The sequence below is a fragment of the Mucilaginibacter ximonensis genome (assembly GCF_042686265.1).
Classification (GTDB): Bacteria; Bacteroidota; Bacteroidia; order Sphingobacteriales; family Sphingobacteriaceae; genus Mucilaginibacter; species Mucilaginibacter ximonensis.
Map to the genome: position 1 here is coordinate 1,047,921 of NZ_JBHUPD010000001.1, position 20,797 is coordinate 1,068,717.

Below are 20,797 nucleotides of genomic sequence, written 5' to 3' on the forward strand. Positions count from 1 at the left end.
TTGGACGTTGTACGTATTACGTTTGGTTAGTTCTTAAATATGTTCAATACGTAAAACGTAAAACGTTCAACGTAAAACCTAATCCTCTATCCTATCAAAGGTTTAATTACTTCTTCAAGCTGGTGCAGTTTTACCATATTTGGGCCGTCGCTGAGCGCATTGTCCGGGTCCGGGTGCGTTTCCATAAAATACCCGTCGGCGCCAAAAGCTTTGGCAGCCAGCGCCATCATAGGCACAAACGTACGGTCGCCGCCTGTTTTACCGCCGGCACCACCCGGGCGTTGCACAGAGTGTGTACAGTCCATACAAACCGGGTAGCTAAACTTTTTCATATCGTATATATTCCTGAAATCAACAGCCAGGTTGTTGTAGCCATACATATTACCGCGCTCGGTTAATATCACCTGGTTATTGCCCGCTTCAACTACTTTTTGAGCCGGGTAAAACATATCCTGACCTGAAAGAAACTGCGCTTTTTTAACATTGACAATTTTCCCGGTTTCGGCAGCGGCTACCAACAGGTCTGTCTGACGGCAAAGGAATGCCGGAATCTGTAAAATGTCAACCACCTGAGCCGCAATGGCAGCCTGAAAAGGTTCGTGAATATCCGTAGTAACCGAAAGATTGAATTTCTCTTTAACATTTTGCAGCATCTCCATGCCTTTTTCAATACCCGGCCCGCGATAAGAATGAATGGAGGTTCGGTTAGCTTTATCAAAAGATGATTTAAAGATAACCTGTACAGGATACTTCTGCCCTATCTCGGCAACCTTCTCGGCAACCTGATACAAAAGTTCCTGGTTTTCCATCACGCAGGGGCCCAATATAAAAAATGGCTTCTGCTGTATGTTTTCAAATAGTGTCATGCAGCAAAGATGATAAATTTTATGTTTAAGCACGAATATGCTGAAACTTCGGACGCAAACTAACACGCCCCGACGGTATAGCCCGTTTATCAAAAACAAAAAAAGCGGGAGACTCACGCCCCCCGCTCTTATTAAGTATGTTAAAACCCGTAATTATGGTTTTACCACTGTTTCCGGTTTCTCTACTTTCTTTTTCACTTTGTAGCCGCTGTAGTGCTTGTGTTTGCTAAAAGTGTTGTGTACTTTCTGACCAAGGGTCGAAGTGTGTTTAACTTTTACTTTTTCTGTGGTTTGTGCTAAAGTTGTTAAGCTGACAAAACAAGCCAGTGTTAACATGCTAATTACCTTTTTCATAGTTGACGGTTTGTGTTGTTAAGTTTGATTGACAATAGCACAAGTCATGCCAAAGTTATTTTTTAAAAAAGCATAACGCAGTTTAAAAATGCCTTTACCGGTAAAAAACTTAGCTAAATAGCAGCCGGCTTTAATATTTTTATAGTGTAGCGACGCATCAAATGGTATAAACCTGGTTGTGCGCCTTTAAATAAACTCTTTGGATGTACTGTATGGTATGCTGGTCGGCCATGTTCTTGCCTGATAGCTGCAGCCCAGCGAAATTTTGCGAATAAGGTATTTGCAGCAGGCATGCTATATTCATTATTTATTGACAATCAGACGAAATACATTTTTTCCTTGCAAAAAATGTATTTCTACCTATATTTGCAACCCCAACGCGAAAGTAGCTCAGTTGGTAGAGCACGACCTTGCCAAGGTCGGGGTCGCGAGTTCGAATCTCGTCTTTCGCTCAAAACCCCTCCTTAAACCGGAAGGGTTTTCTTTTTAATATCGCCCAATGCCAAAGAAGCCGCGTTATAAGTCAATTATGAGGCGGCTTCAAACCTTTGGTTTATGCTATAAAACTTCCCAACTATTCTCGTTGATTTTGATTAAGATGTGAATACCGATCTTGAAAAACTACTGAGCAATAATGTTTTGTGTGTACTTTAAAGCATAATTTTAACAAAAAAAATTCTATCGATAAGTACTACTTTTGTTGGGGTTGAACTACAGACTAAACTCATTCTCTCCCAGAGAACAAATGAAAGAATTATTAGAAATTTTTCGGGAATACGCTTCATTCAAACCTCAGGAGATGGAATTGATAAGAAAAAGTATTAAATACCGCAAATTAGCGGCTAACGATCACCTGCTTAATGAAGGCAGTTATTCAAGAGAATTAGTTTTCTTATCGTCGGGAATCATTCGTGTGGCACTTTATCTGGAAAGCGGGGAAGATATTACAAGAGCCTTTATTCCAGAATATCACTTTGCCGTTAATTTCAAAAGTTTTTTTAATCATGAACCTTCCAAAGTAAATTTTATCGCAGTGACAGATTGTGAGTTGCTTGTATTTGATGAGCGCACAATTTTAAAGCTTAGCAATGAAATACTTGGCTGGCATGATTTTCTGTTAAAGATTTCAAGTAAAGCGCTATCGAATAAAATGCATGTCCTTAATAACATGTTAATACAGGATGCGGAAACCAGGTATAAAGAATTTTTAAAAATTTATCCTGGCTTGGCAAATCGCGTTCCGTTATCTACACTCGCTTCGTACATTGGTATCAATCAGGCTTCATTAAGCCGGATACGGAAAAAGATTTCATAATTTTTTGACAATTGACAAAAAGTAAAGTTCAATCTTTATTTTCTTTTGCTTGAAAATAAAGTTACCATGTCAGCAAATTCCAAAAACAATATAGATATTTCTAATTGGCAGCAATGGCCTAATAATACGTGGGCATTTCAGCATGTCGATAAAATACTACCCACCGTCATTGTTAATAGCAATGCTAAAGGACACTCTGCATTTGACCAGGGTGAAAAATTTATTGACGACCCACAATTTAATCATTTTATAAGCGAGACAGAGACCGATAGTATTTTAGTGTTGCATCATGGACATATAGTTCATGAGCAATATTTTAAAGGAAATAATAAAGATACGCGTCATATTCTAATGTCGGCAACGAAGGCTGTAATGGGGCTCCTTGCCGGAATTTTAGCGCAACGCGAAATGATAAATCTTGATAAAACGGTCGAAACCTATATCCCCGAATTAAAAGAAACCGCGTACGGTAATGTCACACTCCGGTATTTACTTGATATGCGAATTGGCTTTACACTTGATGAAGATCAACAAAAACTTTATGCCGAAGCCTCAAACTGGGATCAGGCGAGGGATGTCAATGAGCGAATAAGCCTTCACGAGTTTTATGGAAAACTGAAAGAAGTTAAAGACAATGGGAATGACACTTTTAAATACATATCTGCTAATACTGACCTGTTGGGGTGGGCTATTGAGAGAGCAACCGAAACACCGATAAACGTTTTACTTAGTGAGATGATTTGGAAGCCAATCGGCGCCCGGCATGACGCTTATCTTACCGTGGATAGCAAAGGTTCGCCAAGATGCACAGGTGGTTTTTGTGCGACACTAAGAGATTTCGCCTTACTCGGACAATCCCTATTAGGCGATGGCCGTTTGTCTTCCTCTATTTTACCGCACGCTGTTGTGGACGACATTTATAAAAATGGTGATACCCGCGCCTGGCGTGATGGAGAGTGGGGAAAAGCATTCGCCGCTATCAGTTCAGACATGGCCTATCGCTCGGGGTGGTATGTAATAAACTCCAAGCCAAAGTTAATACTCGCTATGGGCATTTATGGACAAAATCTGTTTGTAGATCCTGTTAATGAAATAGTCGTTGCAAAATTTTCTTCATGGAAAGAACAATTAGATTATAGTGCAGTCTTTAAAACTCATCAACTTGTTGCCAGAGCCGTTACTTTATTAAGTGGCCAGGAAAAATAAATAAGTAAAAGTGATTAAAGTGTTTCACAACAAAGTGTTTCACTCTAAAAGTTTATATTTTCATAAAAACCAATAATTACCTGGTATTAAGTTATTTAATTGGTTTAACCTAAAGTATTGGTACTGTTTCAAAGTGTTTCACTGATTTTTAATAAACCACTGGCAATTAATCAGTTACTTAAAAATGGTGTTTCAAAGTGTTTCATTATTAGTGAAACACTTATACCAGGTAATTCACATATTGCTCCTCGAAAGTACCATCCTCGTACAGGTCAATCAAACCGTAGCCGGGTGCGGTTTCGTGCTTATTACCCTCCCACCAGGCGCCGCTAACCGCGCCGTTGCAAATGTAGGTTACGTTGTTATACAGCAGCCGCTCGCGCAGATGGATATGGCCGCTCAGGCATAGCTTTACATTTGGGTGCTTGTAAAATAAGCGTATCAGCTGTGCAGCATCGGTGTGCATATCGCCGCCATACATCGTCCAGCGGTTTACCACGCCATCGTCAACCAGATTGGTAGCTGTAAGTATCGGGATATGCGACAAGATAAGGACTGGTGTCTTAGGGTCGGTAGACTTTAATTCGTTCTCTAACCAGGCAAACTGCTCATCGCCCAGTTTACCGATATACCAGGTGCCGTCAATATCCAGGTGAACACTGTCTAAAACAATGAACTTCCACCCCGCCTTACTAAAGCTATGATAAGGTTTACTAAGTTGCAAACGATCAAGCGCGTATTGTTTGCCATAAACGGCCTGCCCTTTATCGTTTTCGTTCCACCATATATCATGATTGCCCAGGCATGAATGGGTTAATATACCGCACTCTTGTTTGTAAAGATTGGTTACCAGGTTCCATTGGGCGTTAATGGTGTCCATGTTTTCTTTATTCATGTCGAACACAAAGTCGCCACCATTCAAAATCAGATCAGGCTTGGGGTCTTGCTGTTGTAAATGATGCAGGCATTTGGCAAATTTGGCCGGAGCGTCAAACTTGTCTTTCAAATGCACGTCAGTAATATGCGCAACGCGTAAGGCACGTTTTTTCCTGCCGGCAGTCTCACCAAACCCTATTGAGGGTACCAGCAACAGGCCCCCCAGATTCTTCAGGGCTGATCTTCTTTCCATAAACTCAAACTAATAATTGGTTTCAAAGAACAAAATAAACTATTAAGCAGGTATTATGCTATCATTATTTAAAACAAAAAGACCCGTCTTGTAAACGGGTCTTTTTGTTTTAAAGTTTGGCAACTGTTATTTAGCGTACCAGTCTCTCAGGCGCACATCGATATTTTTGTCGCCGGCATTAACCAGTTTCTTAAATTCGCCCGTATCCTGCCCGCGATAATGGTATGGATAAACCACTTTAGGTTTAAATGCCAATACGCCGCTGGCTGCAGTTTTAACATCCATCGTATACGGCAGGTTCATACATACAAAAGCTATATCGATGCCTGTTAAAGCCCGCATTTCAGGAATATCAGCAGTATCGCCCGAGATATAAACTTTTTTACCTCCGAAGGTCAGCACATAACCGTTGCCTCTGCCCTTAGTATGAAAAGCCGTTGGCGATTCGGGCAGGTTATACATTGGGATAGCAGTTATTCCGATATCGAATTTAGTGGTGCTCTCGCCATTTTTCAGTACAACCAGCTTGGATTTATCTGCGTTGGGCAATTTATCAGCAACCGCTTGTGGCACAACAAGGATGGCATGTTTTGTATTTACAGCGTCAATAGTTTTAGGATCCAGGTGATCGCCGTGGATGTCGGTAATCAGGATCATATCCGGAGCTGGTTCGCCTTTAAATGCTTCGGCCCCGCCTACCGGATCGACATAAATATTTTTATGCTGATAGGTCAGCACCATAGTAGCGTGGTTAATCGGCTGAATAGTCAGCTCACCTCCTTTTGTTTTTTCATGATCGGGCACCGGGCGCTGAGCATTCGCTATAGAAGCTACGGCCGATACCAATAGGGTAAAGATTAATTTAAATTTCATTGTTTTTTTTGTTAGATGTTTTAGCTAATAAAGGTATTAATTTACTTACAATTGCAAGTATTGGCATTACGCTGGTTAAGGCACCTGGGTTGTCTTGCCCTAAATAATCGGCTTCCGGCATCAATTCAGCATCAGTTTTTCCAGATAACACGATAGTTAAACCGGCGGTTTGGTGCGCTGTCACCACTGGTACTTAGTGAAATTGGATCAATGAGGTTTGCCGGATTGTCGCACCAGTGATAATCAAAAGTTAATGTCTTGCCGCCTAGTTTCAATATTGACCTGGGTACGGCTACCTCCAGCTTGTTACCGGCATATCGATAATTTAACTTGGCTACCGTTACCCAATGGTCGCCTGGCGCTTTCGGGTCGTAATGCATTAAGGTAGTGGTATGGTTGTCGATCACTCTCTTGTTGATCATATAATCATAGCCATACCAACCGGTATTTGAGTTTCTGTCTGCGTCGATAAATAAAAGCATCCAGTTATTTCCGTTTGATGGTGTTAAAGGCCGATCTGTCTCTGCATAAAAATTAACGTTAACAGCATCCACTGCTATCTTGCAAGTTACAATATCATTCCGGCCGGAGGTATCGCGATAATGCAAGCCTCCATACCCGTTGTAATCCCGATGGAATACATCGCCTTTGGTATCCCGGTATTCTGTTTTAACAGCGGCCCAATCTCCAAAATTACCATCGATTTTTATACGGCTCAATCCTTTTAACTCAGGTATTGGCCGTACGCCTTTATACTTGCGGATATTTTCGGCCATCTGCATATAATAGTTGTCGGTATAGCCCCCTTTCATAGGCTGTATACTGCGGTTAAACTCGGCATTGTATTGGTCTACAAAAAAATACGTGCTTTTACGCCGCATAAAATCGGTTGTCTGGCCGCCATCGGGCTGATATTTGCCTGCCGTCCACTCGTTCCAGTCGTTGATATACATAAATGTCGGATCGGCCTTCAGGGCTTCGTCCCAGCGTTCCTGGAAATAAATACCATAACCTTCCGGATGTGCCACTTTCTTTTTGAGCCAGGGTACATAAGTCGGTACCGGTAAATCATACCCGTCCAGCATTGGCTCCTTATTGTCGCGCGACCACGATTTACCAATCAGGCTTGAAGGGTGCTGTGCAGGCGTTACGGCCATTTCCTCACGTTGAGCTTTGTGGGTAGCTGCCAAACTATCTACAGGCAGCTGTTGCACCTGCCGGTTGCCCATGTCAAAACCAAAGCTCCAATGATCTTCGGTACCAACGTAACGCTTGCCGTTCCATTTGTAATAGCCCCACCACATGCCCCGGCGGGTAAAGAAATTCTTTACTTCTTGCGTGTAATCTGTATAAAGCTTGGAGGTATAATCCTTATCTCCATAATGCGGATTATTTTTATCAGTCAAAGCAGCCTCGTCATAATGCGGATTTGGATTTTTCTGGATATTACCGGTTGCATCTTTAGCTTGCGGGTCACTGTTATACAACAGCAGCGGCTTGCCATCCCAATAAAACCACAGACCAGGATATTTATTGGCTTTATATATCTTATCATATAAGTCCTGCACCACGGTAATCACAGGGCCGTTAAACGCCCAGAAACAAAACTGTGGCACCTTGTTGCCTTCAGCCTTCATTTTTTCCATAACTTTAAAAATGGTTTGCCATTCATCCCAATAGCGTACGGCATTAGTTACGTCAAATATCAAAACGTCAATACCTGCATCCGTTAACATGGACATGTCTTTACGGATCACATATTCATCCTTACTTAAAAAATAGCCATTCTCAGGCTCACCCCAGTGATATGACGGCTCTTTCCATAGCTTGTTTTTAGCGTCCAATCGCGCATTTGAGTCGGCTGCCAGTACTTTAGTAACATCGCCGGCATAAGGCGCGCTTATCGACTTATTGAGATTGTCGCTGTGCCAGGTAATGTAAAATATCCCCACTACCCTTTTATGATCTTTTTTTACCGGGCCAACCAGATCAATCGTTTGCATATTCCGGCCCAATGCATCAGTAGCCACCCAGGTATCTGCGTACAGATCGCGTGGTTTTTCCTGGGCATCCGCAGAAAGAATAAATAAAGTCAATAACAGCGTCAGGCAGATTCTCAAGTTCATAAAGGCAGCAATTAAACGCAGAAAGCCCTTCATTGCTGAAAGGCTTTCTGTTTCAGTATTATAATTTCACCGTCGCCGGCAAATATTTAGCAATCAAATCTTCGTAGTAGGGTTTTAACTCGGCTACTACAGGTGGTTTAGGGCTTTTTGAGTACAGATCGTAAGGGTTAAACTTATCCACCCATTTAAACATCTCCTGGTCGTGCGCGCTCAATAAATGATCATATGCATGCTCGCGATGCTGTGAGTAGAACGAGTGATAACGGATCATATACAAAGCCGGCTCAGGCAAATAGTCCTTAGTGATCTGATACAGGTACTCATCATGTCCCCAGGACATATTTACATTATCCAACCCGCATTGATGGGTGTAAACGCCATATTTGGTATTAAACCGCCCGTCGTTTACATCCGGGTTTGCAGCAAAAAACTCGGGATAAACAATCTTGTCAGAAAAAGCGCAACCTACCGGAAAGGTGTCGCCAACCACGTTCCATTGCGGCTCGCCAAAAAGGCAAAGCACTTTACCCAGGTCATGGATAAAACCGGTCAACACAAACCAATCCGGGTGGCCGTCGGCTCGGATAGCTTCGGCAGTTTGCAGCAGGTGCTGCAGCTGATCTAAAGCAATATCTGGGTCTGAATCATCAACCAGCGTATTCAAATATTCCATGGCCTGCCACCAGGGCATTTCCTTTTTATCAAACTTCAGGAAATTCTCTTTTTTGGCCAGCACGTTTTCATAAGTCTGGTATTTATGATTCAGGCGATAAAATTCGCGCACGCTGTCACGTTCGGGAGAGTCGTAATTTCTAAACTCTTCCTTCTTTTTCGCAGGGCCTTCTTCAGGATATCGTTGCAAAACATCATCTTCCCACACGTCTAAACTTGACAATGGCGAATGGTCTTTTTCATTTAGATTTTCCATATCTGTTTTGTTTTAAAGGATTACCAAAATACCGTGTAAAGCGCTGTCAATATACCACATATAGCAACCGAAGCTACTACAAAGCCCGGCGTAACCCGAAACATGCTTTTATCAACTACAAGCGCTTGCTTATTATATTTACTTTTAGGATCTAATAAAGTTACGACAATTGTTAGCACCATTACAATAGCAAAAACCCAGGTCATGCGGTGCAAAAATGGAATTGGTGCAATGGCTCCGTGCGTCAGCTCTGGCAAATATTTAAATATCACCGAAAGCGGAATGGTAGCAATGGCTGTAACCAGCGCAGCTCTTGATGTGGTACGTTTCCAGAAAAAGCCTAATAAAAATATAGTAAAGATACCCGGAGAAATAAAGCCCACATACTCCTGTATAAACTGGTACACCTGGTCGAAGGTACGCAATGCTGGCGCTATGGTCATAGCGATTATGGACGCTACTATTACAGTTATACGACCAACATTCACCAGCTTTTTTTCAGTTGCATTTTTATCGATATATTTCTTAAAGACATCTAACGTAAATATGGTAGCTATACTGTTGCTTTTACCGGCTAACGATGCTACAATGGCAGCAGTTAATGCAGCAAAAGCCAAACCTTTCAATCCCGAAGGCAACAAATTCATTAAGGTTGGATAAGCGTGGTCTGGTTTTAACATGCCGTTATCCATCATCTCGGTATGGAAATAACCATGCTGGTACATTACATAAGCTGCAATGCCCGGAATAACAACAATAACCGGAATTAATAATTTGAGAAAGGCCGCAAATATCAAACCCGCGCGGCCGGTTTTTAAATCGGCGCCTAAAGCGCGTTGCACAATATATTGATTACAACCCCAATAGTTAAGGTTGTTAATCCATAAACCGCCTGCCAGTACAGCAACACCCGGCAAATCGTCGAAGTATTTGTCGCCTTTGTGAAAAATCATGTGAAAGTGGTCGCCGGCCTGTTCTCTTAATATGGGTAAAGCGCCTAATACGGTTTTGGCACCTAATTTTACCGATACCAGATCGAGCGCTTTGTAACAGGTAATTAATCCACCCATAATCAATACAAACACCTGTATTACATCGGTAAAGCCTATTACCTTCATTCCGCCCAGCGTAATAATTACCGAAAAAATAGCTAAGGCAATAACGCAATAATTAAAAGAAATGCCGGTAATGGTTTCAATAGCCAGGGCACCGAGGAAAAATATGGAAGTAAGATTTACGAAAATGTAGATCAATAGCCAAAAAACGGCCATCACGCCACTTACCGTGTCATTATACCGCGTTGATAGGAATTGCGGCATAGTATATATTTTATTTTTGATGTAAATGGGTAAGAAGAAAACCGCTACGATAATCAACGTCGCAGCAGCCATCCATTCATAACTGGAAATAGCCAGACCCATGGCAAAGCCCGAGCCCGACATGGCTATAAAATGTTCAGAAGAAATATTTGAGGCGATGATGGATGCACCGATGGCCCACCAGGTTAATGAGCCTTGTGCCAGGAAATAGTCTTTGGTATCGACGTTCTTGTTTTTTTTGCTGCGATAAACCCAATAACCATAGCCTGAAACAACGATAAAATAAATTAGAAAAACGATGTAGTCGCTGGTAGAAAGGTGGTTCATTTATACGATTATATTAGGGTAATAATTTGGTTATATCGAATTACCGCAAAAATATCGTGATTAACAAATTACCACGCCCTAATTAATCATATCGACCAGACAATGAAAGACGAGTAGTAAGGGTTAAACCGCCTAATTTTCAAATTCAGGCTTTTCGTCCCAATTAACTCTGTTAATTCGTTCGAGCGTGCCGAATTCATTAATTGCGTAATTGGCATTAGAGGTATCTGTGTCTATCCTGTAACTGCGGATGGGCTTGATTGCTCTGATGTTTTTAACTTTTACCCGCTTATTTTTTAGTGGCAATGCCAGGGCTGCTAACAATAAAACCACCTGTGATATAATAATTAACATAACATTTTTTTTAAGTCAATATAACGTTAACCCAAAAAGAATGCCGAAGCGTGATTAGACCGTAGTTATAGCGTTTAAAATGAGTATTTATCCGCAAAATTCATTTATAAATGCCACAAAACGGGTAATGTCCAAAATAAGTCACAATACGTTTCCCCAAAATTCCATCAAAAACCATTTCCAATTATCAAATGGCTGAGAATAATTACAATAAAATCAGGTGCTTTTAATAATGTTGTTCAAAAAATCAGACACAAAAAAAGCCGCGTTCTCGTAGAAGACGCGGCTTTTTGATATCGTTGAATCTGTTATTAAAATTTTGCTTCTACGTAATCGTATTTGTAAGCATCGGCAACTGCTTTGTAAGCTACCGTACCTTTGTATATATTCAAGCCTTTCAACAACGCTGGGCTTTCAGCAAATGCCTTAGCATAACCTTTGTTGGCAATTTGTAAAGCATACCCCAAAGTTGCGTTGGTAAGCGCATAAGTCGATGTGTGGGCTACTGCCCCCGGCATATTACCTACCGAATAATGCAATACACCGTGTTTTACATAAACCGGGTTATCGTGTGTGGTAGCGTGGTCGGCAGTTTCAAACATACCGCCCTGATCAATAGCTATATCTACAATAACTGATCCCGGTTCCATTTCGGCAACCATGGCTTCAGTAACTAATTTTGGCGATTTTGCGCCCGGTATTAATACCGCGCCGATTACGAGGTCAGAATTTTTAACCGCGTCTGCTATTGTAGTTGCATTTGACGCTAAAGTTGTGATCTGGTAACCAAAAATATCATCCAGTTCACGCAGTCTGTTTAAGTTGTTATCAATTATGGTAACGTCAGCACCTAAACCAACCGCAATTTTAGCTGCATTGGTACCGGCAACACCACCGCCTACAATAGTAACCTTAGCCCGGCGCACACCCGGAACACCGCTCAACAACACGCCTTTACCACCGTTAGGCTTCTCCAAGAAACAAGCACCTACCTGTACTGACATACGACCTGCAACCTCACTCATTGGTGTTAACAGCGGCAACTGCCCGTTTGGCAACTGAATAGTTTCATAAGCAATCGCAGTGATTTTACTTTTAAGTAAAGCGTCGGTTAATTTTGGTTCGGCAGCCAGGTGCAGGTAGGTAAACAACACCAGGTCCTCGCGGAAATATTGAAACTCACTTTCAATCGGTTCTTTAACCTTCATTACCATTTCGGCGCTCCAGGCTTCGGCAGCGGTTTCAACCAGGTTTGCACCTGCCTTTGCATAGCTGGCATCGGTAAAGCCCGACCCTTCGCCTGCTGTTTTTTGTACAGATACCTTGTGGCCTGCAGCTATCAAAGCCTCTACACCCGCTGGAGTCAGGGCAACACGGTTTTCGTTGTTTTTAATTTCCTTTGGAACGCCAATTGTCATTTTTTCAGTTAATTATAAGATAAATAAATACCAACACCGCTATATTTAAACTTAGCGATATGGCGTAGCTATTATTTCTCTGAGAAGTTAATTTCAGACAATCAAAAATAAACAAATTATTGACCAAATATTATTTTGTCAGTAATTATTTTTTTGTTGAAAATCTGATGACAAAACAAAACATGGCCCTGATAAGTTTAGTACAAAAATGAAAAAAGCGCTCCTATTCCTCTTAATTATAGTCAGTTCGCATTGTATGGCTCAGGATAGCCTGCAAATGTTAAACTTTAAACGCAACCAAATAAAAAATGGCGGAATGCAAGTTTTAGGCTCTTGGGCAGCCGCAAATATAGTGGTTGGCGGAATTGGTTGGGCCACAACTAAGGGTCAAACCAAATATTTTTATCAAATGAATACGCTTTGGAATGTGGCTAATCTAGGCGTCGCTTTTTTAGGTTACAACAGCACTATTCGTGATAAAAACCGCACCTACACAGCTCAAGAAAGCCTGGAAGAGCAACGCAAAATCGAAAATATTTTCCTGGTTAACGGCGCATTAGATCTGGGATACATCGGCGCAGGTATTTATTTAAGGCATAGAGGAATCACCAATAGTTCAAATCAATCAAAAGGATATGGATCGGCGGTGATTATGCAAGGCGCCTTTTTGTTATTGTTTGATGCTACCATGTACACCTCAGAGCGTAAGGCCGGCAATAAACTTCGGCGCTTTCTGATCAAGAACCCAATGACTTTTGATGGGCATAAAATAGGAACGATTATTAACTTTTAGCAGCTCATTAAATAGCTGAAATTCAATATCTTTAAATAATTTAATGTTAAGTACTAACCAATCCCGCTTCAATTTGTTAACATAAATATAATATTAATTACACATTGCATTAACCTAACTTTGCAGCGTTATAACAATGTTATTTTAGATACTCACACTATATATATGAAAAAATCCAAAACCAGTTCAGAAGCTAAAAAGGCAAAGAAAGCCGCGAAAAAACAATTAAGCGATAAAATAGCTGCCCAAATAAAAGCCATTATCGGCGAACTGGGCCCCGGCCTGAAAAAAGCTGAAAAATCGATAGAAAAAGCCGCCAAAACCTTAGCTAAGAAATTATCAGAGATCACTAACGATAAACCGGCCAACGCGCCTATAAAAAAGACTGCTCCGGTAAGTGTAGCTAAAACTCCGGCCGTTACAAGCAAAACAGAAACCAAGGCTGTAGAAACCGCACCAATTAAAGCTCAACCCGCTGCCGCTACAAAACCGGCTGCTAAAGCCACTCCTGTAAAATCAGCAGCAAAACCAGCCGCTAAAACTGCTCCGGCTGCTGCTAAATTACCGGCAAAACCGGCTACCGCAAAAAAATAAGTTAAGCGATATGTTTTTTAAGGCGGGAAGGCGGTGGCTTTTCCGCCTTTTATTTTTTGGAACCTGTAATATTGATTACGATAGCGCTATTGTGCGCTATGCCCAGCGATGTACCGGGTATTACTTTGAAATAAGCTTTCAAATAGCCGGCACAAATCCCATTGATAGCATGATCAGTAACCTTTCTAAACTCCGGCTCCACATAGATCATTGATTTTTGATAATGTACTGTTCCGGTTGTATCTACCGTGGCCCAGAACGAGTAATTAAAATCCTCATAAGCCTTGCTTATCCGTATATTATATTCCGGGAACATATATTCGTCAGAGTTATCCCATTTGTTCATTACGTCAGCCTCCACTCCTTTCTTTTCTACACTGGCTAATCTATTTATGCTGATAAACTGCACCGGCTTACGCGCTGCAAAGAAGCTGTCAGGCTTTGAAGTAATTGCTTTGCGTTTAAGTATATAAGCGGTGTCGCGCTTAAGTGGCTTGCGCTGCTCGTCAATATTACTGTGCAGGGTCTGGGTAATATATTTTTCTGAATACAGCGTCATATAAACGTTAGACTTTACATAATAAACCGTTTTACCTTCAACTTTTAATACCTGAAAGATCAAACTGTCTTTACTCACCTTCATGGCCTTAAGCCAAGTACCTGAAATATTAAATATCGAATCGTGATCCAGAGTCACATTAAATGGCAAAAATATCTTCTTGTCCGGATTGTAAACTCTGGCGGCGGTATCTGATAAAAACTGCACGCGCCATATCGGTGCCAGTTGATAACCATCTTTATTAAATATAAGCCCATTATCAAAGCTGCGACGCACCTCAATAAACACGGTTCCCTTTACCGAGTTGAATGATATTTTATTTTGGATGGGATCTTGAAACTTGCAGGCAAACAGTCCGACAGCAATTAAGGCCAATAACAGATAGCGGCGTATGGAAACAGATAGCATGTCGTAAAAATGCAGATTTAATTTTTATTTAGAAATTTGATAGGCGTAAGATATGTAACGATCATGATGTGCGAACGACACCGCAATATCAAGCTCCTGCCCTTCTTTAATTAGTATAGGATACCCAGCCGCGTGTTTTTCGATTGAAACGCCCGGCATTTTCAAGTTATCCAATAAAAAGTTCCTGACGGCTTTTGACTGGGTTTCATAATCAGACGCTTCGATCTGCTTAACTGCCCAATTAACGTCGCCCTGGTCAATAACCGTAGCTATAAACTGATCTGTTACTACAGCGAGAAATGGCAAAGTAGTATGATGTAGCTGCAATTCGCCTTTGTACTGATTATGCGCGTCAATGTCACTTTTCAGCTCACCAAGTACGCTTAATTGCTGCACCGCTATTTTAGCAGGCGTAAATGTCAATTCAGTATCTAAACGTTTCTGATATTTATAAGCAGACTCTTTTGCACTCCACAACAGCCAGACAAAGTTCACCAGGGCGATCTCATTTGGGTTATGCAATGCAAGTTCTGCTGGGGTAATAAATTTCGAATAGAAAGCGGGCAACCTGGTGCGCTGTACGTCGACAGCCTGCAATGCTACAATATCATTGCCCGCGCTGATCACGCAGGCTTATTAATCTTTTCCGAAATTACATCAATACAATTACCAACATTGTACATCTTTTCGGCTGCGTCAAAATCTATTTCGATATTGTATTGTGCTTCGGCATCTATAATGATATCAACCAGGTTAGCTGAGTTGATCTTCAAATCTTTTATCAGGTCGGTTTGCTCATTGATCCCCTCAAGCATTTCCTTGTTTTCTGTATAAGGGGTCAGTACTTTTTTTAATTCAACTAAAATTTCTTTTCTATCCATCAGTCGTTTTTAATATTTAGAGATCACTAAACAAGCGTTCACATCGCCAAAACCAAAATTAGCCTTAGCTATTGTTCTGATCTCCTTGTCTACTCTTGTTGTAGGCAAATTACTTTCCCCAATTATATCTAAAATTTCCGGTATTGGATCTTCTAAATTTAAATTAGGGTGCACAAAGTTATGCTTTAATTGCAAAACTGCGGCAACCATTTCAATTGAACCGGCAGCGCTAAGCGAATGCCCAACCATCGATTTTAATGAATTTACCATCGGGAACTTATCTCCCTCACGGCCCAACGCCTTCACCCAATTCTGTATTTCCAATTTATCGGCTATAGTAGCGGTAAGGTGTCCGCTTACCAAGTCAACCTCATTGGGGTCAATATTGGCATCGGCTATAGCCTCTTTAATACAACGCACCACACCTTCAGGCCCGGGTGCAGTCATGCTGCCTCCATTTTTCTGTCCGCCCGAATTAGTTGCACCGCCTTTTAATTCGCCATATATATTTGCCCCGCGGGCGAGAGCGAAATCAAGATCTTCTAATACTAACGCTCCCGCACCCGACCCGGGCACAAAACCACCGGCCGTAGCGCTCATTGGGCGCGAGGCACGTTCTGGCTGGTCATTAAACTTGCGCGACAGCACACGCATGGAATCAAATCCACCAAAAACATACCTGTCCACATATTCACAACTCCCCACCACCATACGCTTAGCCATACCATATTTGATATACTCATACCCCATTAAAATAGATTGGGTACCTGTGGCGCAGGCGGCAGAGTTATTAATAATCTTATTTCCTAAACCCAGACGACCGGATATATAAGCCGTAACGCCGCTGTTCATAATTTGCTCAACCACACGCGAGCCTAATTTTTTTGATTCGCGTGCGTCAACTTTGTTAATGGCGTTTTTGATTACATCAGTATCAGCCACGCTGCTGCCAAATACGCAGCCCGTTTCCCAAAGGGTTTCGTCGGTTACTATCGTATTACCGGCATCAGCCCAGGCATCTAAAGCAGCTTTAATACCATAGGCTATCCCTTTGCCTTTTAAGCCATACAAGCTGGTTTCGGTAATGTAATTGTGTAATACTTCCCATTCAAAATCAGGGATACCCGCTACCTGGCAATTAAATTTCAGATCCTCATACTCAGGCACGAACCGTATGCCCGATATACCGTTTTGAATAGCATGTAGAAAGTCAGGAATATTTAATCCGTTTGGGGCTACAACACCCAGGCCTGTAATTACAACGCGGTTACCCATTATTAATTAATTATCTGACGGCATTTTTTATAATACCTGAAAATATGCCTTTTGCTACCAAATCGCCGGCTGCATTTTGCATTTCAACTGAACACTTTAACTTACCGAAACGAAAATATTGCTTTTTTGAAGTTACGGTCACTTTTTCGCCCGGTAGTACCATTTTAAAAAAATCAACATTAGTGGATGTTAACAACGGAAATGAATCTGCATTCATAACTGCGCCTTCATGCGGCAAACCATCCAACATTAAAAATATCCCTAACACTACCAAACCAATCTGCGCCATAATCTCTGTAATAATCACGCCCGGCGTAACCGGGTTACCCGGAAAATGATCTTCATAAAAAAAAGCCTCAGGCTTTAATGTATGATCGCCGGTTACACCGTTCTCGTCTAACGCAGTTATGTTGTCGACGAATAAGAAAGACGATTTGTAAGGTAAATAGTTTAATATGTCGTTCATAGACCCCTCTAAATCTTCCGCCAATCGGCGGAGAGACTATTGAAACACTTATTGTTAATTTTTGATTTTCAATTTGCAAATCCTTCATATTCAAGCTCTCCCTCGGGGAGGGTTGGGTGGGGTATTATCTACAATTCTCTCCCCCATCAACCCGTACTATGGTGCCGTTTATCCAGGCGGCCTCATCTGTACAAAGCAGGTATATAACGTTTGCAACGTCTTCTGGTTTTGTAATTCTTCCTGAAGGATTTCTGGCGATGGCGTGCGCTATTAAACGCTCGCTGTCGGGTATGCGCATCAGCGAGGGCGTAGCGGTAATCCCGGCCAATACGAGGTTGGTTTTTAAGCCATATTTGGCAAATTCGACAGCCATATAAGTGGTCAGACTTTCTAAAGAAGCCTTTGCGACAGATACCGCAGCATAGCCCTCCCAATATTTATCTGATCCTTCACTGGTTAAGCCTATTATACGGCCGTCGGTATGAAATAAGCCGGCAGACAGCAGTTCCCGGGCCCAATCCAACATACTGGTGGCCATAGCGTAAGTGGTTAACTGAATATCCTGCTGGGTTAAGGACTCCTTGCCCGCATCGCCGACAAGCGGTTTTAAGTTGCCGCGAGCTATAGAATGCAGCAATACCTTTACCTGGCCTTTTTTGCTCTGTGCAAATTGCTCAATAAACGCTTTGCGGGCAGCATCGTCGAGGGCATTGATATTATGGGCCGAAATAGTTACCTCATGTTGTGATTCAAGCTCAGTAAATTTTTGTTTCAAGGCCCTTTCAGCAGCTGCAGTTTCGCGGTAAAGTACCGCTGTGTTCATTCCGTGGCTACTCAGTTTCTCAACGGTTGCCAATCCAAATCCGCTTGATCCGCCCAGAACGATTGCCCAGTGGCCTGAAAATTGTTTATTATTAGGATGCACTTATGATTGTAGATATTATTGCCTAAAAGTAAATAATTCTTCGAATTTTATCGATACGTACGCACACTTAATTAGGCAAACTGGTATTATTAGCTATATTTGTGGCACTGACACTCTGATGACAAACATGAAAACAAGAATATTATTTAGCTTGCTTCTTTTGTTACCTGCCGCTGTTGTTTTGAGTAAAAGCATACAGCAAAAACTGGATAAAGCTGCCTTTTACGAGGTAATGGATCGTGGTAAATTAGATGAAGTTGAAAAAGAGATAGAAATAGTAACTAACTTATCATTGCCTGAAAAAGATGGTTATATAGGCGCCTTACTGATGCGCAAAGCCGATTTACAGAAACTACCTGCCCAGCGCCTTAAGTCATTCAAAGCCGGCCGTATTAAATTTGACCCGGCCATCGCTGCTGATGCCGGCAATGTTGAATTTCATTTCCTTCGTCTTGCCATACAAGAGCATGCGCCCAAAATAGTTAAGTATAATAAAGATATCGAAGCGGATAAAAAAGCTGTCATCAAGGGCTATAAAGATCAGTCACCTGCCGTACAGCATGCTATTATGGATTATACAAAGAAATCAAAAGTGCTTTTAGCAGCCGATCTTAAATAAGCGAATGAGCAAAAAGGTATTAGCTATATATTATTCGCAATCGGGCCAGTTGGGCGACATCATTGACAATTTTACGCAACCACTTATAGATGCAGGCATCGAAGTTGAAAAAGTGCGGGTGCGATTGGTAAATGAGCCGGTTTTTCCGTGGACAGCCGATACTTTTTTTAGTGTAATGCCCGATTGCCAACTGGATGTTCCCGCCGAATTAGAACCGTTCGAGCTTCAATCAAAAAAATACGACCTGGTAATTTTAGGCTACCAGGCCTGGTTTCTGTCACCAAGCATACCATTTAACTCATTAATGTTAACTGGCCAGATGCAAACCGCGGTAAAAAACACACCGGTGATAACCATAACCGGCGCCCGCAATATGTGGTTAAGCGCCTTTGTACGGGTTAAAAAAATCTTGCGCTCGGCAAAAGCGAATCACGTGGGTAACATTGCCTTAGTTGACACTCACCCTAATCCGGTAAGCTTTGTAACCATTTTCCACTGGATGCTGCACGGAAAAAAAGATCGTTATTTAAACATTTTCCCGCCTCCCGGTGTTTCTGATGCTGACATTAAACATACCAAAGTTTTCGGCAATAGCGTTATACCTCACCTGATGAATGACGACTGGGAAAGCTTACAAGCCGAGCTTGATGCTAACAAAGCAGCCGTATTGAACTATAACCTGATGGTTATTGAAAGTACAGCGAGCAAAATATTTAAAGCCTGGGCCATGTTCATCAGCAAACGAAAGAACAAATTACCCTGGATCAGAGCTTATAAATATTACCTGCTGATAGCTTTTTTTGTAGGTGCACCCATATTGATCACTTTGGATGGCATTTTGTTCAGATTTACTTCGCCTAAACGCATAAGGGCGAAAAAGCAATATTATTTAAATTTAAATTAACCGGTATGCCCGTTTATATTACTAATACGTCTAAATTTTTGCCCAACAGCCCTGTCGCTAATGATGAGATGGAGGAATACCTGGGTTTCATTAACGGTAAACCGTCTAAATCAAAAAGTATTGTATTGCGTAACAATGGTATCACCAATCGATATTACGCATTAACCAAAGGCGGTAAGCCAACGCATACCAATGCGCAAATGACTGCCGAAGCTGTTAAAGAATTATTTAAAAACGATCCTGAAAAAATAACCGAAGTTGAGTTGCTATCATGCGGTACCTCATCGCCTGACCAAATGATGCCTTCGCATGGCGTTATGACTCATGGCTGGTTGCCTGAAATGGGTCCCATCGAAGTCGTATCGCCGTCTGGCGTTTGCTGTGCCGGTATGCACTCCTTAAAATTTGCTTACCTGGCTATTAAAGCTGGTGAGGTAAAATCGGCTATTGCTACTGGATCTGAGCGTTTTTCGGGCTTATTGGTATCGGATGTTTTTGAGGAAGAGGCACATAAACTTATTGAGTTGAATGCCAACCCATTCATTTCTTTCCAAAAGGAATTTTTACGCTGGATGCTGTCTGACGGCGCCTCAGCTTTTCAATTAAGCGATGAGCCTAATAAAGAAGGTTTGAGCTTAAGCATCGACTGGATAGAAGGTGTATCCTACGCCAACGAAATGGAAACCTGTATGTATATGGGCGGCGATAAATTACCTGATGGTACATTGAAAGGCTTTATGGATTATACTCCGGAGGAGATCATGACCAAGTCTATCTTCAGTGTGAAACAGGACATTAATATCCTGAGCGATAATATTGTTCCGCTGGGTGGTAAAAAGATCAAGGAGATATTCGACAAAAAAGGCTTAACCGCTAAGGATATCGATCATTTCCTTCCCCACATTTCAAGTAATTTCTTCCGCAGTAAAATTTATGACCTGGTGGAGATATATGGGGGCGGCATTCCTTACGAAAAGTGGTTCATCAACCTGTATACCGTAGGTAACGTTGGTGCAGCTTCCATTTATTTAATGATAGATGAGTTATTCCACAGCGGTAAATTAAAAAAAGGCGAAAAGATATTGTGTTTGGTACCTGAAAGCTCGCGTTTTTCGTATATGTACGCGATGATGACGGTTTGCTAGGGAAAAACTTTTC

Annotated in this window: 24 protein-coding genes and 1 tRNA gene; 8 read left to right on the forward strand and 17 right to left on the reverse strand. The window is 41.7% G+C overall.

Annotated features, from left to right (window positions below):
- Positions 1-86 precede the first annotated feature (86 nt).
- The 3 genes from kdsA to ACFS5N_RS04705 form a co-directional block, all read right to left on the reverse strand.
- Entirely contained in the window at positions 87-866 is a 780-nt protein-coding gene (gene kdsA, locus ACFS5N_RS04695; protein WP_377182742.1) for a 3-deoxy-8-phosphooctulonate synthase, read from the reverse strand.
- 153 nt (positions 867-1,019) lie between these two features.
- Positions 1,020-1,220, reverse strand: a complete 201-nt coding sequence (locus tag ACFS5N_RS04700) for a hypothetical protein (RefSeq protein WP_377182744.1) — start codon at positions 1,218-1,220, stop codon at positions 1,020-1,022.
- Between the two features lie 157 nt (positions 1,221-1,377).
- Positions 1,378-1,524 carry a hypothetical protein gene (locus tag ACFS5N_RS04705; RefSeq protein ID WP_377182746.1) on the reverse strand — a complete coding sequence of 49 codons (147 nt, stop codon included), beginning with the start codon at positions 1,522-1,524 and terminating at the stop codon, positions 1,378-1,380.
- 75 nt (positions 1,525-1,599) lie between these two features.
- Here ACFS5N_RS04705 and ACFS5N_RS04710 point away from each other — a divergent pair.
- The 3 genes from ACFS5N_RS04710 to ACFS5N_RS04720 all read left to right on the forward strand — a co-directional run bounded on the left by ACFS5N_RS04710 (position 1,600) and on the right by ACFS5N_RS04720 (position 3,741).
- Positions 1,600-1,672: transfer RNA gene (locus ACFS5N_RS04710), tRNA-Gly, on the forward strand.
- A gap of 293 nt (positions 1,673-1,965) precedes the next feature.
- Positions 1,966-2,535, forward strand: coding sequence for a Crp/Fnr family transcriptional regulator (locus ACFS5N_RS04715; protein WP_377182748.1), 570 nt, complete (start codon positions 1,966-1,968; stop codon positions 2,533-2,535).
- A gap of 66 nt (positions 2,536-2,601) precedes the next feature.
- Complete coding sequence (locus ACFS5N_RS04720; RefSeq protein WP_377182750.1) at positions 2,602-3,741, forward strand: serine hydrolase domain-containing protein; 1,140 nt, start codon at positions 2,602-2,604, stop codon at positions 3,739-3,741.
- Positions 3,742-3,961: 220 nt separating this feature from the next.
- Here ACFS5N_RS04720 and ACFS5N_RS04725 read toward each other — a convergent pair whose 3' ends face one another.
- The 8 genes from ACFS5N_RS04725 to ald form a co-directional block, all read right to left on the reverse strand.
- Positions 3,962-4,870, reverse strand: coding sequence for a metallophosphoesterase family protein (locus ACFS5N_RS04725; RefSeq protein WP_377182752.1), 909 nt, complete (start codon positions 4,868-4,870; stop codon positions 3,962-3,964).
- A gap of 126 nt (positions 4,871-4,996) precedes the next feature.
- The gene (locus tag ACFS5N_RS04730) at positions 4,997-5,743 is read right to left on the reverse strand and encodes an MBL fold metallo-hydrolase (RefSeq protein ID WP_377182754.1); all 747 of its coding nucleotides are present in this window, start codon (positions 5,741-5,743) and stop codon (positions 4,997-4,999) included.
- Positions 5,733-5,894 (reverse strand): hypothetical protein, encoded by a 162-nt coding sequence (locus ACFS5N_RS04735; RefSeq protein ID WP_377182756.1) that lies wholly within the window; start codon positions 5,892-5,894, stop codon positions 5,733-5,735. The genes ACFS5N_RS04730 and ACFS5N_RS04735 overlap by 11 nt, the downstream gene beginning before the upstream one ends.
- Entirely contained in the window at positions 5,875-7,869 is a 1,995-nt protein-coding gene (locus ACFS5N_RS04740) for a hypothetical protein (protein WP_377182757.1), read from the reverse strand. The genes ACFS5N_RS04735 and ACFS5N_RS04740 overlap by 20 nt, the downstream gene beginning before the upstream one ends.
- Before the next feature lie 58 nt (positions 7,870-7,927).
- Complete coding sequence (locus tag ACFS5N_RS04745; protein WP_377182759.1) at positions 7,928-8,797, reverse strand: inositol oxygenase family protein; 870 nt, start codon at positions 8,795-8,797, stop codon at positions 7,928-7,930.
- A 20-nt stretch (positions 8,798-8,817) separates the two neighbouring features.
- On the reverse strand, positions 8,818-10,443 hold the full coding sequence (locus ACFS5N_RS04750; protein WP_377182761.1) for a sodium/sugar symporter: 1,626 nt from the start codon (positions 10,441-10,443) through the stop codon (positions 8,818-8,820).
- A 132-nt stretch (positions 10,444-10,575) separates the two neighbouring features.
- Positions 10,576-10,797 carry a hypothetical protein gene (locus ACFS5N_RS04755; protein WP_377182763.1) on the reverse strand — a complete coding sequence of 74 codons (222 nt, stop codon included), beginning with the start codon at positions 10,795-10,797 and terminating at the stop codon, positions 10,576-10,578.
- Positions 10,798-11,108: 311 nt separating this feature from the next.
- A complete protein-coding gene (gene ald / locus ACFS5N_RS04760; RefSeq protein ID WP_377182765.1) occupies positions 11,109-12,215 on the reverse strand; it encodes an alanine dehydrogenase in 1,107 nt (368 codons plus the stop codon).
- A gap of 208 nt (positions 12,216-12,423) precedes the next feature.
- On the opposite strand from ald, the gene ACFS5N_RS04765 reads away from it, so the two are divergent.
- Together ACFS5N_RS04765 and ACFS5N_RS04770 are read left to right on the forward strand one after the other, a co-directional pair.
- Positions 12,424-13,008 carry a DUF6992 family protein gene (locus ACFS5N_RS04765; protein ID WP_377182767.1) on the forward strand — a complete coding sequence of 195 codons (585 nt, stop codon included), beginning with the start codon at positions 12,424-12,426 and terminating at the stop codon, positions 13,006-13,008.
- A 165-nt stretch (positions 13,009-13,173) separates the two neighbouring features.
- On the forward strand, positions 13,174-13,602 hold the full coding sequence (locus ACFS5N_RS04770; RefSeq protein ID WP_377182769.1) for a hypothetical protein: 429 nt from the start codon (positions 13,174-13,176) through the stop codon (positions 13,600-13,602).
- 49 nt (positions 13,603-13,651) lie between these two features.
- On the opposite strand, the gene ACFS5N_RS04775 is transcribed toward ACFS5N_RS04770, so the two are convergent.
- The 6 genes from ACFS5N_RS04775 to ACFS5N_RS04800 form a co-directional block, all read right to left on the reverse strand.
- A complete protein-coding gene (locus ACFS5N_RS04775) occupies positions 13,652-14,569 on the reverse strand; it encodes a hypothetical protein (RefSeq protein ID WP_377182771.1) in 918 nt (305 codons plus the stop codon).
- 24 nt (positions 14,570-14,593) lie between these two features.
- Positions 14,594-15,196, reverse strand: a complete 603-nt coding sequence (locus ACFS5N_RS04780; protein WP_377182773.1) for a 4'-phosphopantetheinyl transferase family protein — start codon at positions 15,194-15,196, stop codon at positions 14,594-14,596.
- Positions 15,193-15,450 (reverse strand): acyl carrier protein, encoded by a 258-nt coding sequence (locus tag ACFS5N_RS04785; RefSeq protein ID WP_345100120.1) that lies wholly within the window; start codon positions 15,448-15,450, stop codon positions 15,193-15,195. The genes ACFS5N_RS04780 and ACFS5N_RS04785 overlap by 4 nt, the downstream gene beginning before the upstream one ends.
- Before the next feature lie 9 nt (positions 15,451-15,459).
- Positions 15,460-16,725 (reverse strand): beta-ketoacyl-[acyl-carrier-protein] synthase family protein, encoded by a 1,266-nt coding sequence (locus ACFS5N_RS04790; RefSeq protein ID WP_377182775.1) that lies wholly within the window; start codon positions 16,723-16,725, stop codon positions 15,460-15,462.
- A 10-nt stretch (positions 16,726-16,735) separates the two neighbouring features.
- Positions 16,736-17,191, reverse strand: coding sequence for a 3-hydroxyacyl-ACP dehydratase FabZ family protein (locus ACFS5N_RS04795; protein ID WP_377182777.1), 456 nt, complete (start codon positions 17,189-17,191; stop codon positions 16,736-16,738).
- 124 nt (positions 17,192-17,315) lie between these two features.
- On the reverse strand, positions 17,316-18,116 hold the full coding sequence (locus tag ACFS5N_RS04800; protein WP_377182779.1) for an SDR family oxidoreductase: 801 nt from the start codon (positions 18,114-18,116) through the stop codon (positions 17,316-17,318).
- A gap of 127 nt (positions 18,117-18,243) precedes the next feature.
- Between ACFS5N_RS04800 and ACFS5N_RS04805 the strand changes: the two genes are divergently transcribed.
- The 3 genes from ACFS5N_RS04805 to ACFS5N_RS04815 are packed head-to-tail and all read left to right on the forward strand — an operon-like array spanning position 18,244 to position 20,784.
- Positions 18,244-18,735, forward strand: coding sequence for a hypothetical protein (locus tag ACFS5N_RS04805; RefSeq protein WP_377182781.1), 492 nt, complete (start codon positions 18,244-18,246; stop codon positions 18,733-18,735).
- A gap of 4 nt (positions 18,736-18,739) precedes the next feature.
- Entirely contained in the window at positions 18,740-19,639 is a 900-nt protein-coding gene (locus ACFS5N_RS04810; protein ID WP_377182783.1) for a hypothetical protein, read from the forward strand.
- A 5-nt stretch (positions 19,640-19,644) separates the two neighbouring features.
- Positions 19,645-20,784 (forward strand): beta-ketoacyl-ACP synthase III, encoded by a 1,140-nt coding sequence (locus ACFS5N_RS04815; protein WP_377182785.1) that lies wholly within the window; start codon positions 19,645-19,647, stop codon positions 20,782-20,784.
- Positions 20,785-20,797 lie beyond the last annotated feature (13 nt).

Excerpts from the sequence above, each read along its gene's own strand:
- kdsA (WP_377182742.1), bottom strand. The coding sequence starts at position 866 with ATGACACTATTTGAAAACATACAGCAGAAGCCATTTTTTATATTGGGC.
- ACFS5N_RS04700 (WP_377182744.1), bottom strand. The coding sequence starts at position 1,220 with ATGAAAAAGGTAATTAGCATGTTAACACTGGCTTGTTTTGTCAGCTTA.
- ACFS5N_RS04705 (WP_377182746.1), bottom strand. The coding sequence starts at position 1,524 with ATGAATATAGCATGCCTGCTGCAAATACCTTATTCGCAAAATTTCGCT.
- ACFS5N_RS04715 (WP_377182748.1), top strand. The coding sequence starts at position 1,966 with ATGAAAGAATTATTAGAAATTTTTCGGGAATACGCTTCATTCAAACCT.
- ACFS5N_RS04720 (WP_377182750.1), top strand. The coding sequence starts at position 2,602 with ATGTCAGCAAATTCCAAAAACAATATAGATATTTCTAATTGGCAGCAA.
- ACFS5N_RS04725 (WP_377182752.1), bottom strand. The coding sequence starts at position 4,870 with ATGGAAAGAAGATCAGCCCTGAAGAATCTGGGGGGCCTGTTGCTGGTA.
- ACFS5N_RS04730 (WP_377182754.1), bottom strand. The coding sequence starts at position 5,743 with ATGAAATTTAAATTAATCTTTACCCTATTGGTATCGGCCGTAGCTTCT.
- ACFS5N_RS04740 (WP_377182757.1), bottom strand. The coding sequence starts at position 7,869 with ATGAACTTGAGAATCTGCCTGACGCTGTTATTGACTTTATTTATTCTT.
- ACFS5N_RS04745 (WP_377182759.1), bottom strand. The coding sequence starts at position 8,797 with ATGGAAAATCTAAATGAAAAAGACCATTCGCCATTGTCAAGTTTAGAC.
- ACFS5N_RS04750 (WP_377182761.1), bottom strand. The coding sequence starts at position 10,443 with ATGAACCACCTTTCTACCAGCGACTACATCGTTTTTCTAATTTATTTT.
- ACFS5N_RS04755 (WP_377182763.1), bottom strand. The coding sequence starts at position 10,797 with ATGTTAATTATTATATCACAGGTGGTTTTATTGTTAGCAGCCCTGGCA.
- ald (WP_377182765.1), bottom strand. The coding sequence starts at position 12,215 with ATGACAATTGGCGTTCCAAAGGAAATTAAAAACAACGAAAACCGTGTT.
- ACFS5N_RS04765 (WP_377182767.1), top strand. The coding sequence starts at position 12,424 with ATGAAAAAAGCGCTCCTATTCCTCTTAATTATAGTCAGTTCGCATTGT.
- ACFS5N_RS04770 (WP_377182769.1), top strand. The coding sequence starts at position 13,174 with ATGAAAAAATCCAAAACCAGTTCAGAAGCTAAAAAGGCAAAGAAAGCC.
- ACFS5N_RS04775 (WP_377182771.1), bottom strand. The coding sequence starts at position 14,569 with ATGCTATCTGTTTCCATACGCCGCTATCTGTTATTGGCCTTAATTGCT.
- ACFS5N_RS04785 (WP_345100120.1), bottom strand. The coding sequence starts at position 15,450 with ATGGATAGAAAAGAAATTTTAGTTGAATTAAAAAAAGTACTGACCCCT.
- ACFS5N_RS04790 (WP_377182775.1), bottom strand. The coding sequence starts at position 16,725 with ATGGGTAACCGCGTTGTAATTACAGGCCTGGGTGTTGTAGCCCCAAAC.
- ACFS5N_RS04795 (WP_377182777.1), bottom strand. The coding sequence starts at position 17,191 with ATGAACGACATATTAAACTATTTACCTTACAAATCGTCTTTCTTATTC.
- ACFS5N_RS04805 (WP_377182781.1), top strand. The coding sequence starts at position 18,244 with ATGAAAACAAGAATATTATTTAGCTTGCTTCTTTTGTTACCTGCCGCT.
- ACFS5N_RS04810 (WP_377182783.1), top strand. The coding sequence starts at position 18,740 with ATGAGCAAAAAGGTATTAGCTATATATTATTCGCAATCGGGCCAGTTG.
- ACFS5N_RS04815 (WP_377182785.1), top strand. The coding sequence starts at position 19,645 with ATGCCCGTTTATATTACTAATACGTCTAAATTTTTGCCCAACAGCCCT.